The sequence below is a fragment of the Kitasatospora sp. NPDC086801 genome, from assembly GCF_044745805.1.
GTDB lineage: Bacteria > Actinomycetota > Actinomycetes > Streptomycetales > Streptomycetaceae > Kitasatospora.
The window spans coordinates 290,513-304,694 of the sequence record NZ_JBIVAX010000003.1; the positions used below are offsets into that span (position 1 = coordinate 290,513).

At 73.2% G+C, this 14,182-nt stretch carries 11 protein-coding genes and 1 pseudogene; 5 read left to right on the forward strand and 7 right to left on the reverse strand.

Annotated features, from left to right (window positions below; translation table 11 throughout):
* Positions 1-38: 38 nt before the first annotated feature.
* Entirely contained in the window at positions 39-1,616 is a 1,578-nt protein-coding gene (locus tag ACIPLC_RS06440) for an NlpC/P60 family protein (RefSeq protein ID WP_400471628.1), read from the reverse strand.
* A 333-nt stretch (positions 1,617-1,949) separates the two neighbouring features.
* Here ACIPLC_RS06440 and ACIPLC_RS06445 point away from each other — a divergent pair, with 333 nt between their 5' ends.
* Both ACIPLC_RS06445 and ACIPLC_RS06450 read left to right on the forward strand, forming a co-directional pair.
* Entirely contained in the window at positions 1,950-3,125 is a 1,176-nt protein-coding gene (locus ACIPLC_RS06445; RefSeq protein WP_400471630.1) for an anion permease, read from the forward strand.
* Positions 3,126-3,151: 26 nt separating this feature from the next.
* A complete protein-coding gene (locus ACIPLC_RS06450) occupies positions 3,152-3,400 on the forward strand; it encodes a hypothetical protein (RefSeq protein WP_400471632.1) in 249 nt (82 codons plus the stop codon).
* Positions 3,401-3,503: 103 nt separating this feature from the next.
* Here the strand turns inward: ACIPLC_RS06450 and ACIPLC_RS06455 are convergent, their stop codons facing one another.
* Both ACIPLC_RS06455 and ACIPLC_RS06460 read right to left on the reverse strand, forming a co-directional pair.
* Entirely contained in the window at positions 3,504-5,000 is a 1,497-nt protein-coding gene (locus tag ACIPLC_RS06455; RefSeq protein ID WP_400471634.1) for an MDR family MFS transporter, read from the reverse strand.
* Positions 5,001-5,260: 260 nt separating this feature from the next.
* Positions 5,261-5,710 carry a MarR family winged helix-turn-helix transcriptional regulator gene (locus ACIPLC_RS06460; RefSeq protein WP_400471636.1) on the reverse strand — a complete coding sequence of 150 codons (450 nt, stop codon included), beginning with the start codon at positions 5,708-5,710 and terminating at the stop codon, positions 5,261-5,263.
* Positions 5,711-5,822: 112 nt separating this feature from the next.
* On the opposite strand from ACIPLC_RS06460, the gene ACIPLC_RS06465 reads away from it, so the two are divergent.
* Positions 5,823-6,875: an ABC transporter permease gene (locus ACIPLC_RS06465; protein ID WP_400471638.1), complete on the forward strand. Its 1,053-nt coding sequence runs from the start codon at positions 5,823-5,825 to the stop codon at positions 6,873-6,875.
* Positions 6,876-6,994: 119 nt separating this feature from the next.
* On the opposite strand, the gene ACIPLC_RS06470 is transcribed toward ACIPLC_RS06465, so the two are convergent.
* From ACIPLC_RS06470 to ACIPLC_RS06485, 4 genes and pseudogenes are all read right to left on the reverse strand, one after another.
* Positions 6,995-8,215 (reverse strand): ROK family protein, encoded by a 1,221-nt coding sequence (locus ACIPLC_RS06470; protein ID WP_400471640.1) that lies wholly within the window; start codon positions 8,213-8,215, stop codon positions 6,995-6,997.
* Positions 8,216-8,233: 18 nt separating this feature from the next.
* Complete coding sequence (locus ACIPLC_RS06475; protein WP_400471642.1) at positions 8,234-8,776, reverse strand: GtrA family protein; 543 nt, start codon at positions 8,774-8,776, stop codon at positions 8,234-8,236.
* Between the two features lie 105 nt (positions 8,777-8,881).
* Positions 8,882-10,586, reverse strand: a pseudogene (locus ACIPLC_RS06480) (S16 family serine protease).
* Positions 10,587-10,731: 145 nt separating this feature from the next.
* Positions 10,732-11,466, reverse strand: a complete 735-nt coding sequence (locus ACIPLC_RS06485) for a rhomboid-like protein (protein ID WP_400471643.1) — start codon at positions 11,464-11,466, stop codon at positions 10,732-10,734.
* Between the two features lie 625 nt (positions 11,467-12,091).
* On the opposite strand from ACIPLC_RS06485, the gene ACIPLC_RS06490 reads away from it, so the two are divergent.
* The gene (locus ACIPLC_RS06490; RefSeq protein ID WP_063351140.1) at positions 12,092-12,829 is read left to right on the forward strand and encodes a response regulator transcription factor; all 738 of its coding nucleotides are present in this window, start codon (positions 12,092-12,094) and stop codon (positions 12,827-12,829) included.
* A gap of 93 nt (positions 12,830-12,922) precedes the next feature.
* Positions 12,923-14,053 carry a sensor histidine kinase gene (locus ACIPLC_RS06495; RefSeq protein WP_400471645.1) on the forward strand — a complete coding sequence of 377 codons (1,131 nt, stop codon included), beginning with the start codon at positions 12,923-12,925 and terminating at the stop codon, positions 14,051-14,053.
* Positions 14,054-14,182: the final 129 nt, after the last annotated feature.

Sequence of the window (14,182 nt, forward strand, 5' to 3'; positions counted from 1 at the left end):
CCCGGTGTCCGTGGACGCCGGGCGGCCTTCGTCGTGGCTCAGTTGGTGCCGAGCGGCAGGGTCGCGGTGGCGCTGCCCGGGGCCGCGGCGCTCGCCGAACCGCTGGTGCTGGTGGTGGCGGCGCCGGTGGAGTTCGGGGTGCCGGTCCCGGTCGGGGTGGGCGTCCCGGTGCCCGTGCCGGTCGGCGTCGGAGTGCCGGGGGCGGTCGGGGCGGGCGTGCCGGTCCCGGTCGGCGTGGGCGTGCCGGGGGCGGTGGTGCCGGTGCCGGACGGCGTCCCCGGGTCGGTGGGCGTTCCGGTGCCGGTGCCGGCGGGCGTGTCCGGGGTGGTGGACGGCGTGCCCGGGGTGGCCGACGGGTTGGCGGGCGTGCCGGGGGCCGGGGTGGTCGGGACCTGGTTGGCCGGGCTGGGCGCGATCGGGGTGACGACGTCCCAGCCGGCGGGCAGGTCGGGCACCTTCCAGCTGCCGCCGGCCTCGTCCGCCGCGCCGGACGGGTCGGGCCGCACCGCGCCGAGGATCGGCATCGAACCGATCGGCGACACCTTGATGACGGCGCCCGGCCGGGGCGCCTGGACGACCAGCCCGCCGCCGATGTACATCGCGACGTGGGTGGCGCCCTCGAAGTAGATGACCAGGTCGCCGGGGCGGAGCTGGTTCAGCGGGATGCGCTGGAGCTGGGCCCACTGCTCCTGGCTGGTGCGCGGGATCGGCAGCCCGGCGTGCAGCCAGGCCTGCGAGGTGAGGCCCGAGCAGTCGTAGGAGTCCGGCCCCGCGCCGCCCCACAGGTACGGCTTGTTGAGCTGGGCGAGCGCGAAGGCGACGGCGGCGCGGCCGGCCACCGACGGGGTGCGCTCGCCCTTGCCGAGGGCGCCGGACGCGAGGAAGGCGAGCTGGGCCTCGTCGGCCTTGGCCTTCTCCAGCTTCTCCAGTTCGGTGCGCTGCGCGCCGGTGAGCGAGGAGACCAGCTGCTCGACGGAGGCGAGGTCGGTGGCGACCTTGGCCTTGGCGGCGTCCTGCTGGGTGACCAGCGTCTGGGAGGTCTTGAGCGCGTCCTCGGTCTGCTTCGTCAGACCGGCGAGGGCCTCGCGGTCGCTCTTCAGCCGGTCCAGGAACTCGGACTGCGAGCGGCTGGCGGCGGTGAGCAGTTCCGCGATGGTGACGGCCTCGTACGGATCCTTGGAGAGCAGCAGTTCGGCGTAGGCGGAGGCGGCGCCGTTGCGGTACTGGGCGGCGGCGAGCTGGGAGGCGATGTCGGTGCCGGCGTCGACCTGCTTCTGCTGGCGGTCCTGCCGGCCCTGGAGGTCGGTGAGCGCGGCCTGCTGCTCGGCGACCTTGGCGACGGCGCCGTTGTACTGCTCGGTGGCGGTCTCGGCGCTCTGGTAGAGCGTGTGCAACTGGTCGAGCAGCGGGCCGAGGGTGGCCTTGGCGGCGGCGAGCGGGTCGTCGCCCGGGCTGGCCGCGGTGATCGGGGCTCCCGGATCGGGGGCGGCGTACGCGGCCTGGGCGGCGAGCGGGAGGGCGAGCGCGGCGGCCGCGAGGGCGGCTCCGCAGCGCAGTGCCGCCCGCAGCCAGGGCCGTACGACTGCCGACTCAGTGCGCTGTGCAGCCCCGCCCATGGGTTGGTCCTCCCCGCCCCAGCCTGTCACCGGCGTCCCCGGATCCCGCAGATCCTCCCACGGGTTACTCACCGGAAACAGGGCGCATCCGGACTGGGAGGTTAATTCTCGGTTGATCTGTGAGAGAGCTCTCAGCAAACCGGAGCGAACCGGGGCGAACTTCGCTAATGTCCAGCTCAGCGCGACCGCCGACACCCCTCCGAAAGCTTCCGGACACCACTGGGACACCAGCGGAACCACGATTCCCGGCTCAGTTCACCTTCCGTTTACCAAACAGACCTACGGTCGCGACGACACCAACGTCCGTGCGACAACTACGACGATTGTTTGGGTATGGAACACATCTCGTTCCTGGTAGCCGTTGTGATCATCACGGCGCTCGCCTTCGACTTCACCAACGGGTTCCACGACACCGCCAACGCGATGGCCACCTCCATCGCGACGGGAGCCCTCAGGCCGAAGGTCGCGGTCACCATCGCGGCCGTCCTCAACTTCGCGGGCGCGTTCCTGTCCGTGAAGGTCGCCACCACCATCTCCGGCGGCATCGTCAACGAGAAGAGCGGCATCCACCCCGAGATCATCTTCGCCGCACTGGCGGGCGCGATCCTCTGGAACCTGCTGACCTGGCTGCGCGGCCTGCCGTCCAGTTCCTCGCACGCGCTGTACGGCGGCCTGATCGGCGCCACCGTGGTCGGCGTCGGCATGAACGGCGTCAACTTCGACACCGTCCTCTCCAAGATCCTGATTCCGGCGATCGCCTCCCCGCTGGTCGCCGGCCTGGCCTCCTGGGGCGGCACCAAGCTGGCCTACGCGATCACCCGCAAGGGCAACGAGGCCACCGCCACCAAGGGCTTCAAGACCGGCCAGATCTTCTCGTCCTCGCTGATCTCGCTCGCGCACGGCACCAACGACGCCCAGAAGACGATGGGCATCATCACCCTGACCCTGGTGTCGGTCGGCGCCCTGCCGCACGGCGCGCTGCCGCCCACCTGGGTGATCATCTCGGCCGGCGCCGCGATCGCGCTCGGCACCTACATGGGCGGCTGGCGGATCATCCGCTCGATGGGCAAGGGCCTGGCGGACATCAAGGCGCCGCAGGGCTTCGCCTCCGAGTCGGCCGCCGCGACCGTCATCCTGACCTCCTCGCACATGGGCTTCGGCCTCTCCACCACCCAGGTCTGCTCCGGCGGCATCATGGGCGCCGGCCTCGGCGGCCCGAAGGCCGAGCTGCGCTGGAGCCTGGTGCGCCGCATGGTCTACACCTGGGCGCTGACCCTGCCGGCCGCCGCGCTGGTCTCGGGCGGCGCCGCGCTGCTGGTCCGCCAGGGCACCTGGGGCATCGTCCTGGTCGGAGCCGTGCTGGTGGCCGGCTCGGGTGCGATGTGGCTGATCTCCCGCCGCCAGCCGGTCAGCGCGGACAACGTCAACGACGTCACCCCGGTGGAGGTCCCCGCCACCGCCGCCACCGCGAACGCCCCCACCCCCGCCTCGACCACGGTCGCGGCCTGAGCGCCGCCGGCTGAGGAGCACCCGCCATGCACATCAAGTGGAACGCCCTGGCCCAGACCGCCGGTGCCAGCTTCGGCATCACCGTCGCCGTGGTCGCCGTCTTCGCGCTCGGCATCCTGGCCCTGTCCCGCCGCGAGGCCGCGCTGAGCGCCCGCGAGGGCGAGGCCGCCCAGGAGCCGGGCGGCGGCCGGCTGGCCCTGGTCGGTGCCTACGCCTGCTTCGGCCTCTGCGCCGCCGCCGTCGTCTACGGCCTGGTCCTGATCGCCGCGCCGTAGGGCCTGATCCGGCGGTTCCCGCCCGGACGTGTGCGGGACGAACCGAACGGGCCGGGGAGTGTGGATCACACTCCCCGGCCCGTTCGCGCGTCCCCGCCCGGAGTCAGCCCTGCTGGCTGGTCTTCAGCGCGGTCTCCCGGATGAACAGCACCGTGACGAAGGCCAGCGCCGCGAACGGCGCGGCCCACAGGAAGACGGTGCCGACGCCGTGTCCGAACGCGTCCGTCACCAGCGGGACGATCGGGGCCGGCAGCTTGTGCAGGTCCGGGATGCCCCCGCCGCCGGCCGCGCTCCCGGCCGGGATGTGCGCGGCGGCCAGGTTCTCCGCGAGGTAGTGGGTCACCTTGCTGTTCATCAGCGCGCCGAGCGCGGAGACGCCCATCGCGCCACCCATGGTGCGGAAGAAGGTCACCACGGAGCTGGCCGCGCCGAGTTCGTGGCGCGGCACCGTGTTCTGCACCGCGAGCACCAGGTTCTGGCTGGTCAGGCCGAGACCGATGCCGGTGATCGCCATGTAGACGCAGAGCAGCTTGTAGTCGGTGTCGACGCGGGCGGTGGCGAGCAGGCCGAAACCGATCGCGAGCAGCGCCGTACCGGCGACCAGGTAGGCCTTCCACTTGCCGTACTTGGTGATCAGCCGGCCGGCGACGGTGGAGGCGACCGCCAGGCCGAGGATCATCGGCAGGGTCATCAGGCCGGCCATCGTCGGGGACTTGGCGCGGGCCAGCTGGAAGTACTGGCTGAGGAAGGTGGTCGCGCCGTACATCCCGACGCCGACCAGCACGCTGGCCAGCGCGGCCAGGGAGACGGTGCGGTACTTGAAGAGGTCCGGCGGGATGATCGGCTCGGCGGCGCGGCGCTCGATCACCACGGCGAGGGCGCCCAGCAGCAGGCCGCCGCCGACCATCGCGGCGGTCTGCCAGGACAGCCAGTCGTAGTTCGTGCCGGCCAGCGTGATCCAGATCATCAGCAGGCTGACGGCGCCGGTGATGACCAGCGCGCCCAGGTAGTCGATCTTCGCCTTGCGCTTGACCACCGGCAGCTTGAGGGTGCGCTGCACCACCAGGATCGCGGCCAGCGCGAACGGGATGCCGACGTAGAAGCACCAGCGCCAGCCCAGCCACGAGGTGTCCACGATGACGCCGCCGATCAGCGGGCCGCCGATGGTGGCCAGCGCGAAGACCGCGCCGAAGTAGCCGCTGTAGCGGCCGCGTTCGCGCGGCGGGACCATCGCGGCCAGGCAGATCTGGCCCAGCGCGACCACGCCGCCGGCACCGATGCCCTGGAGGGCGCGGCAGGCGATCAGCTCGGCGGTGTTCTGCGAGAGGCCGGCCAGGGCGGAGGTGGCGATGTAGATCAGCAGGGCTATCTGCAGCAGCAGCTTCTTGCTGACGAGGTCGGAGAGCTTGCCCCAGATCGGGGTGGAGGCGGTCAGGGTCAGCAGGGCCGCGGTGATCACCCAGGTGTAGGCGGACTGGCCGCCGTGCAGGTCGGTGAGGATGTGCGGCAGGGCGTTGGAGACGACGGTCGACGAGAGCACGGCCACGAAGAGGCCGAGCAGCAGGCCGGACAGCGCCTCCATCACCTGCCGGTGGGTCATCGGTTGATCGTCGACGGCGGCTCCGACTGTCGCCTCGGCTGTGACGGTCATCTGGGTCCTTCGGCGGGAGGAGTGGGCGGGGAGTGGGGATGCGCGGGCAGGGAAATTTCGTTGCCTTACGCAACCATAGGCCCGATGGTTGACTAAGGCAACTTTCTTCAAGCCCAAGTAAAGGCCTCACCCCGACCCCTGCCGATCCCCCGCCCCGACACCTGCCCGACCCCCGCCCGAGTCCCGCCCGGGCCCCGCCCGGGCCCCGGTCACTCCACCGGCGGCTCCCCGATCACGTCGTTGAAGCGGTGCAGCAGCTCCGCGAAGCGGTCCACGTCCTCCGGCGACCAGTTGCCCAGCAACTCGCGCACCCGCCGCATCCGGGCGTCCCGCGCCGCCAGGTAGCGCCGCCGCCCGTCCTCGGTCAGCGAGACCAGTGCGGCCCGACGGTCCTGCGGGTCCGTCTCCCGGGCCACCAGGCCCAGTTCCTCCAGCGCCCGGATCTGCCGGCTCACCGTGGCCTTGCCGACCGCGAAGTGCACGCCGACGTCCGTCACCCGCACCCGCCCGGCCTGCTCGATGTAGCCGAGCAGGCTGTACGCCATCCCCTCCAGCTCGGGGTGCACCCGGCGTGAGAGCTCCGCCACTCGGGCCCGGCCCCGCCGGAACATCAGCGCGACCTCGCGCTCCACCGCCAGCAGGGCTTCCTCGTCACTCACCGCGCCAGTATCCCGCAGCCGCACGGGCTCGAAGGCGGCGCGTGCAGTGAGACAAGCCAACTAGTTCATGGTATGAAGTATCCGTTTTCCCCCAATACACAAGGAGATGTGGATGGCCGCCCCGGGGCAGGGTTTCGTCGCTGAACTGAAGGGCGCGGTCACACCGCGTGCGGCACTGCTGGTGATCGGCGTGCTGCTGCTGCAGCTCGGCTTCATCACCTCGTACGTCGGGGCGCTGCACCACCCGGCCCCGCACGGGCTGTCGATCGCGGTGGTCGCCCCGCCGCAGGTCACCCCCAAGCTGGTCCAGGCCCTGGAGTCCGTGCCGGACGACGCCGTCAAGGCCGTCACCGCCCCGGACGCCGAGACGGCCACCCAGCAGATCAAGGACCAGGAGATCTACGCCGCGCTGGTCGTGAACCCGACCGGCACCGAGGACACCCTGCTGGTCGGCGGCGCCCGCGGCACCTCCGCCGCCAAGGCCGCCGAGACCATCACCACCTCGCTGGACAAGGCCCAGGGCCGCACCGTCAAGGTCGAGGACGTCGTGCCGCTCGCCAAGGGCGACACCAACGGCCTCTCCGCCTTCTACCTGGTCATCGGCTGGTGCGTCGGCGGCTACCTGGTCGCCTCGATCCTCGGCATCAGCGCCGGCTCCAAGCCCGCCAACGTCCACCGCCTGCTGATCCGCCTCGGCGTGCTGGCGCTGTACTCGGTCGGCGCCGGCCTCGGCGGCACGATCATCGCCGGCCCGGTGCTGGACGCGCTGCCCGGCTCGATCCTGGCCCTGACCGGCATCGGCGCCCTGGTGGTGTTCACGGTCGGCGCGTTCACCATGGCGCTGCAGTGCCTGTTCGACGTCATCGGCATCGGCGTCGCGGTGCTGATCTTCGTGGTGCTGGGCAACCCGAGCGCCGGCGGCGTCTACCCGGCACCGATGATGCCGCCGTTCTGGCGGGCGATCGGCTCGCTGATCCCGAACGGCGCCGGCACCAGCGCCACCAAGTCGATCGCCTACTTCGGCTCGACCAACCTGGGCATGCCGATCCTGGTCCTGGTGGTCTGGGCGCTGATCGGCATCGCCGTCGCCTACCTGGCCGTGCTGCGCGGCCCGCGCTCCGGCGGCCGCGAGATCGTCGCCGCCGAGGCGCCCGCCGAGGTCTGACTCCTCGCGAGGCCTGACCCCTCGCGAGGCCGGGCCCTCCGAAGCCTGACCCTCCGCCTGCCTCCACCCGAGCCCCCGGCCGCCCGGCCGGGGGCTCCGGCGTGTCCCGGGGCGGGAGTTCAGCCGCCGGCGAGCCGGCCCGGGTCCGCGACGACCGCCCGCACCACACCCACCGCAGCGCCCAGCAGCGGCCCGCGCCGACCCAGCCGGGACACCGTCAGCCGCTCGTCCGACCAGGGCCGCACCGTCACCCGGGCGGCCAGCTCGGCCCGCATCGCCGGCAGCAGCCAGGGCGCCAGCCGGGCGTAGCCGCCGCCCAGCACCACCTCGGCCGGGTCCAGCAGGTTGACCGCCCCGGCGGCCGCGATGCCCAGCGCCGAACCGGCCCCGGCCAGCGCCGCGCGGGCCGGATCGTCCCCGGCCCCGGCCCGCCCGGCGAGCAGCGTCACCCAGTCGCCCCGCGTGCCCGCCGGCCCGGCCGCCCGGAGCACGGCCGCCTCCCCCGCGTACTGCTCCAGGCAGCCGTGCGCGCCGCAGGCGCAGCGGGGGCCGCCCGGGTGGACCGGCACGTGGCCGAACTCGCCCGCGTAGCCGCGTGCCCCGCGCAGCAGCCGCCCGCCGACCACGATGGCCGCGCCGACGCCGGCCTCGGCCGAGACGTACAGGAAGTCCTCCGGCCCGCCGCCCAGCCACCGTTCGGCCAGCCCGCCCAGGTTGGCCTCGTTGTCCGCCTCGACCGGCAGCTCGGCCAGGTCGGCGGCACCGGCCGCGCGCAGCGCCGGGCGCAGTTCGGCCGCCAGCGGGACGTCCCGCCAGCCCAGGTTGGCGGCCCGCTGGAGCACCCCGCCGGAGGTTCCGACCAGCCCGGGGACGGCCAGGGTCAGCCCGGCCGGGCGCAGACCCGCCTCGGCGACGGCCGCGTGCAGCAGTTCGGCGAGGTCGGCCATGACCGCGGCGGGCTGCCGGCCCCGGTTGCGGACCTCGCGACGGCGCCAGGTCCGGACCTCGCCGCGCAGGTCGACCACGCAGGCGCCGAGGTGCTCCACGCCGATCTCGGCGCCGAGGCCGCCCGGTCCGAGCGGGTTGAGCCCGAGCGCGGTGCCGGGGCGGCCGACCTTGCCGCTGGGCGTGGCCGGGCCCTCCTCGACGACCAGGCCGCCGGCGATCAGCTGCTCGGCGAGCGAGGACACGGCGGCCCTGGTCAGCCCGGTCTCGGCGGCCACCTCGGCCCGCGAGCACGGGGTGTGCGCGATCACCCCGAGTACCAGGGCCAGGTTGGCCCGGCGCATCCCCTGTTGGCTGGCGGGCCCGCTCCGGAGCGCGTCCGGTTCCCCGCGCATAACCCTCACCTCACGGCCTCATGGCGCATCCCGTGGCATCTCGGGTGCAGCGTAACCGGGTTCGTACCGCGGGTGCCCCCGCTCAGCGGGCCGGGTGAAGACCCACCGCTGCATCGCCCAGAAACGGAACAGCATGGCGACGAAGGTGCCGACGACCATCCCGCTGAGGAAGTCCGCGGCTTCCTGGGCGAACGGGCCGACGTACGGCTCGCGCAGGTCCAGGGCGTAGCGGGAGACCACCAGCGGCAGGTCGTTGACGGCGATCGCCATGGCGCTGACCAGGAAGAACAGCAGTACCTCGCGCGGGTGCCCGGCCGTCCGGAAGGCCCAGCGACGGTTGAGCACGTAGGAGACGCCGGTGGAGATCACGGTCGCGATCGTCAGCGCGACCACCGGCTCGTGCTCCAGCACGGTGAACTTCAGCTCGAAGTCGATCACCAGGGTGAGGGTGAAGCAGACGCCGCCGACCAGCAGGAACTTCACCAGCCTGCGGTGCCGCACCAGGAACGGACGCAGTCGGGCCGGCACCCGGACCAGGGCACGCTGCGTGGGGGACGGCATCTCCGCAGTGTTGCACGTGGAGACGCCGCCCTCCCCTCGGTCCTCCCGTCGGTCCTCCCGTCGACCGGCACAGCCGGGCCAGGCCGGTCAGCCGGGCCGGGCGGGTCAGGCGGCTGCGGCCAGGACCTTGGCCGGCTCCAGGGCCAGCTCCAGCACCTCCCGCACGTCCGCCACGGGGTGGACGGTGAGCCTCGCCAGCACCTCGGCCGGGACGTCGTCCAGGTCGGCCTCGTTGCGCTTGGGGATGATCACCGTGGTGACGCCGGCCCGGTCGGCGGCGAGCAGCTTCTGCTTCACCCCGCCGATCGGCAGCACCCGCCCGGTCAGCGACACCTCGCCGGTCATCGCCAGGTCGGTGCGCACCTTGCGGCCGGACAGCAGCGAGGCGAGCGCCGTGGTCATGGTGATGCCGGCGCTCGGCCCGTCCTTGGGGACGGCCCCGGCCGGGATGTGCAGGTGCACGCCGCGGTCGCGCAGCGAGGTGACCGGCAGCTCCAGTTCGGCGCCGCGCGAGCGCAGGTAGGAGAGCGCGATGTGCGCGGACTCCTTCATCACGTCGCCCAGTTGCCCGGTGAGGGTGAGCCCGGTGCCGCCGGTCTCGACGTCGGCGAGCGAGGCCTCGATGTAGAGGACGTCGCCACCGGCGCCGGTCACGGCGAGGCCGGTGGCCACGCCGGGGACGGCGGTGCGCCGCCCGCCCGTCGCCCGCCGGCGCCCTTCCCGGGAAGCGCTTCGCGCTGCCCCTCCTGCCGGCCGTCGACCGGGCCGAGCCCCTGGTCGGCCCGGCGCTTGCGCACCGCGAGGTACTCGACGATGCGGTCCTTCACGTCGGCCAGGCCGGCGTGGTCGGCGTCCAGCACGGCGCGGGCGCCGGCGATGTCGTACGCGTCCTCGGTGCGCTCGTTCCAGGGCAGCTCCAGGACGGTGTCCAGCCAGGTGCGGATCCAGGGGCCCTCGGGGGACTGCTCGGAGGCCCGCTCCAGCTTGTCGACCTCCTTGAGGACCGCCTCGCGGATCTTCTCGGGCAGGTCGGCGGCCTCGACCCGGGCGCGGTAGTCCTCCTCCTCGTCGGCCGGGTCGCCGTTGAGCTCGGCCAGTTCCTTGCGGACGGCCTCCAGCTGGCGGCGGAGCAGGAACTCCTTCTGCTGCTTGGCCACGCCCTCCTCGACGTCCTTGCGGATGGTGTCGTTGACCGCCTCCTCGGCGAGGTGGTCGCGCAGCAGGGTCAGCGCGTACTCCAGGCGGGCGACCTGGTCGGCCTCCAGCAGCACCTTGAGCTTCTGCTCGGCGGTGGCGAAGGACGCGTAGCCGATGTTGTCGGCGAGTTCGCCGACGCCCTCGATCTGGGCCACCCGGTCGACGATCTGCCAGGCGCCGCGCCTGCGCAGCCACTGGGCGGACAGCGCCTTGTACTCCTTGACCAGCTCGGCGGCCCGGCCGGCCACCGGGGTGCCCACCGAGGACTCCCGGAAGGGCGTGGTCTCCACCCAGAGGGCGGCGCCGGGGCCGGTGGTGCCGGCCCCGATGCGGACCCGGCGCACGGCGCGCACCAGCGCGGCCGGCTCCCCGTCGGCCAGGCGGCCGACCTGCTCGACGGTGGCCAGGGTGCCGACCGCCGCGTACGAGCCGTCCACCCGCGGGACCAGCAGGACCTGCGGCTTGCCGGTGCCGGTGGCCGCCGCGCGGGCGGCCCGACCGCGGCGCGCACCTCGGTGTCCTTCAGGTCCAGCGGGACGACCATGCCCGACAGGACGACCTCGTCGTCGAGCGGCAGCACGGGCAGGGTGAGCGGTGTGGACGTCGATGCCATGATCTCTCCCCAGTCAGCGAAGTTGAGTCGACCTGACTAAGGACTGACGCGCGCCGGATGCCCCCGGGGCGATGTTCGCCGCGAGCGAACAGGGGGAGGCCGCGGGAAGCGCCGTCAAAAGCGCCCGGGGCGGCACCCGGAAGGGTCAGCGCGCGTCCAGGACCGGAGCGCCGCCCGGCGCGGGCGAGGAGCCCCCGGCCGGCGCCTCGGCGCGGCGGGTCCGCGACTTCGGCCGCGGCCGACGGGCCTGGGCCCGGCGCAGCCAGCGCCACAGCGCCACCCCGGTGAGCACCGCGGCCGGATGCCCCACGGCGGTGACCACGTCCCGTTCGGTGAGGATCTGCTCGGCGATCAGCAACCCGGCCCCGCCGAGCGCGACCAGCCGCCCGCGCCAGGACAGCAGTCCGGCCACCGCGCCCAGGCAGGCGAGCACGCCGTAGCTGACGCCGATGTCCAGGTGGTCCAGCGCCCCGCTCTCCAGCCGCCCGGTCTCCACCGCGGCGATCACCACGCCCTGGGACAACAGCGTGGCGGTGACGTGCCCGATCGCGAAGACCGCCGCCGCCCGGGCGGGGCCGATCCGGCGCTCCAGCGGCGCGAGGGTGACGGCGAATCCCCACAGGTACGGCATCCACACCTCGCCGGCCACCCAGACACCGCTGAGCACCAGCGCGCGCAGGGGGTGCTGCAAGAGGTTGTGGCCGTCGGAACTGGAGGCCTCCTGCAGCCGCTGCACGAGTTCCGGATCGGCGAGTTTGGCAAAGGTCGTGGTGGCGCCCACCACGGCGAGATAGCCGAGGGTGAAGGGGTTGCGCCGGGGTGTCGGCACCCGCGCCAGCAGCCAGTCGACGACGCCGGTGCGCAGGCCGTGCCGGAGCATGCCGTACGGCGGACCCGCAGGGGGTGCCCCGACCCGTCCGGCACCTCGCCGCAGTCCAGCCATGCCGCCCTCCGCTCCACGCCCACAGCCGCCGGCCCCTCACCAGGTGCCCAACGTACCGGCGCGCGCCGCGGATCCCGCCCTGCGGGGCGTTGTCGCGGCCACGTTACGTCGAGGTTCTGAGAGGCATCTGAGAAAAGCCGGTGAAGACCATCAGGAAACCGGTCGACCGGATTCCCGTTATTGGTCCAGACCTTCTTCCCGTGAACGCGCCGGCAGGGGCTCTGACCGGCGACTTGGCGTCAACTCGACTGCATACGTACCGTTACGCAGAGAAAAATCGCCGGGTAAGGTATCGGCCCGTGCCCACTCGTGCAGTGGGTCCGAGGGCGGCCCGACAGCCGGCCCACGGGCCGGAAACGTCCGGTCCACCTGCCGGGAGGCATCCGCTGTCCGTACGCTGCGAAGTGCGCGGGAGAAGTGGGCGGCCGACAATCCGCCCACCGACCCGCGCGCACGACGGGACGGCGGACCCGGCACAGTCCACGACGGAACAAGACTACGAGCGGAGCCCCGCCATCCCCACAGGTGGCCGGCCCGCAGCCCTGGGGGCGGTGGCGTGACCGTGACAGAACTTCAGCAGGACAACAACCACAGCGGCGGCACGGTGAGCAGCCAACGCAGAGTGCTGGTGGTGGAGGACGAGCCGACGATCGCGGAGTCGATCGCGGCCCGGCTGGGCGCGGAGGGCTTCAAGGTCGCCGTGGCCCACGACGGACCGGGCGCGGTCGACGGCTTCCACACCTGGCAGCCGGACCTGGTGGTCCTCGACATCATGCTGCCCGGCTTCGACGGCCTCGAGGTGTGCCGTCGGATCCAGGCCCAGCGCCCGGTGCCGGTGCTGATGCTGACCGCGCGCGACGACGAGACGGACCTGCTGGTCGGCCTCGGCGTGGGCGCCGACGACTACATGACCAAACCGTTCTCGATGCGCGAACTGGCCGCCCGGGTCAACGTGCTGCTGCGCCGCGTCGAGCGCGCCCAGCAGGCGGCCCGCACGCCCGCGCTCGGCTCGCTGCGCTTCGGCGAGCTGGAGATCGACCACGTGCAGCGCCGGGTCCGGCTCGCCTCGGGCGACGTCCACCTGACGCCCACCGAGTTCGACCTGCTCGCCTGCCTGGCCGCGCAGCCGCGCGCCGTGCTGACCCGCGAGCAGCTGCTGGCCGAGGTCTGGGACTGGACGGACGCGTCCGGCACCCGCACCGTGGACAGCCACGTCAAGGCGCTGCGGCGCAAGATCGGCGCGAGCTGGATCCGCACCGTCCACGGTGTCGGGTACGCGCTGGAGGCCCCGCTCTCTTAGGGCGCGCCTCGGGCGACGGGCCTCCGGGGGGCCCGTGTCCCGAACTGCCGCGCACACCGCGCGGGGGACGTACGCGGTGATCACAGGGGACCAATGACCTTTCCACAGCAACGCAACGGGGACACCGGCGGCACGCAGTCGCAGACGCTGGCCGCCCGCGCCGCCCGCCGGGTCTGGGCCGACATCCGGCCGCTCGACCCGGTCCGCTCGATCAAGGGCAAGCTCGCCCTGCTGGTGATCGTCTCCGTCTTCCTCGCCACCGGCATGGTGGTCGTGGCGATCCGGTCCGAGACCCAGATCCGGATCATCATGGTCTTCTCCATGATCGCCTCGCTGCTCTTCATGCAGTTCCTCGCGCACGGGCTGACCGCCCCCCTGCGCGAGATGACGGCCGCCGCCCGCGCGATGGCCTCCGGCGACTACAGTCGCCGGGTCGAGGTGAACTCGCGCGACGAGATCGGCGAGCTGGCGACCACCTTCAACCAGATGGCCGCCGACCTGGGGGCCGCCGACCGGCACCGCCGCGAGCTGGTCGCCAACGTCTCCCACGAGCTGCGCACGCCCATCGCCGCGCTGCGCGCCGTGCTGGAGAACGTGGTGGACGGCGTCGTCCAGCCCAATCCGGCGACCCTGGGGGCCGCCCTGGAGCAGACCGAGCGGCTCGGCCGCCTGGTCACCCACCTGCTGGACCTCTCCAAGATCGACGACGGCGTGGTCGACCTGGACGCCCGCCCCTTCGAGGTGCGCGAGTTCCTGGACGGCGTGCTGCGCGGGGTCACCGTGGACGGCGCGACGGCCGGCGGGGCGTTCTCCCGGCGCGGCGACGTCCGGCTGGCCCTGGAGGTCAGCCCGACCGGCCTGACCGGCGTGGCGGACCCGGAACGGCTCCACCAGGTGGTCGCCAACCTGGTCGACAACGCCTGCAAGCACTCCCCGCCCGGCGGCACCGTGACGGTGCGCGCGCGGCCCGACGGCGGCCCCGGCGGCCTGCTGCTGGAGGTCGAGGACGAGGGCCCGGGCATCCCGCCGGCCGACCGCGGCCGGGTGTTCGAGCGGTTCAGCCGCAGCGGCACCGCGACCGCCCAGGGGCCCGGCTCGGACGGCGGCACCGGTCTCGGCCTGGCCATCGCCCGCTGGGCGGTGGACCTGCACGGCGGGCGGATCGCGGTCGCCGAGGCGCCGCGCGGCTGCCGGATCGAGGTCCGGCTGCCGGGGCAGCACTGAGGGTCGCCTGTGTCACAGAACCGACACAGACGTACACGAAGATCATTGGATGATCCGTTCGGCGCTTTGTCCGGTTTCGCCCCAATATGCCCCATGAACGGGCGCGATCGCTTCCCCTCAGATACGGCT

Coding starts and splice junctions, on each gene's coding strand:
- ACIPLC_RS06455 (WP_400471634.1), bottom strand. CDS start 5,000: ATGACCCACCGGCAGGTGATGGAGGCGCTGTCCGGCCTGCTGCTCGGC.
- ACIPLC_RS06470 (WP_400471640.1), bottom strand. CDS start 8,215: ATGCGCGGGGAACCGGACGCGCTCCGGAGCGGGCCCGCCAGCCAACAG.
- ACIPLC_RS06475 (WP_400471642.1), bottom strand. CDS start 8,776: ATGCCGTCCCCCACGCAGCGTGCCCTGGTCCGGGTGCCGGCCCGACTG.
- ACIPLC_RS06440 (WP_400471628.1), bottom strand. CDS start 1,616: ATGGGCGGGGCTGCACAGCGCACTGAGTCGGCAGTCGTACGGCCCTGG.
- ACIPLC_RS06495 (WP_400471645.1), top strand. CDS start 12,923: ATGACCTTTCCACAGCAACGCAACGGGGACACCGGCGGCACGCAGTCG.
- ACIPLC_RS06450 (WP_400471632.1), top strand. CDS start 3,152: ATGCACATCAAGTGGAACGCCCTGGCCCAGACCGCCGGTGCCAGCTTC.
- ACIPLC_RS06445 (WP_400471630.1), top strand. CDS start 1,950: ATGGAACACATCTCGTTCCTGGTAGCCGTTGTGATCATCACGGCGCTC.
- ACIPLC_RS06465 (WP_400471638.1), top strand. CDS start 5,823: ATGGCCGCCCCGGGGCAGGGTTTCGTCGCTGAACTGAAGGGCGCGGTC.
- ACIPLC_RS06485 (WP_400471643.1), bottom strand. CDS start 11,466: ATGCTCCGGCACGGCCTGCGCACCGGCGTCGTCGACTGGCTGCTGGCG.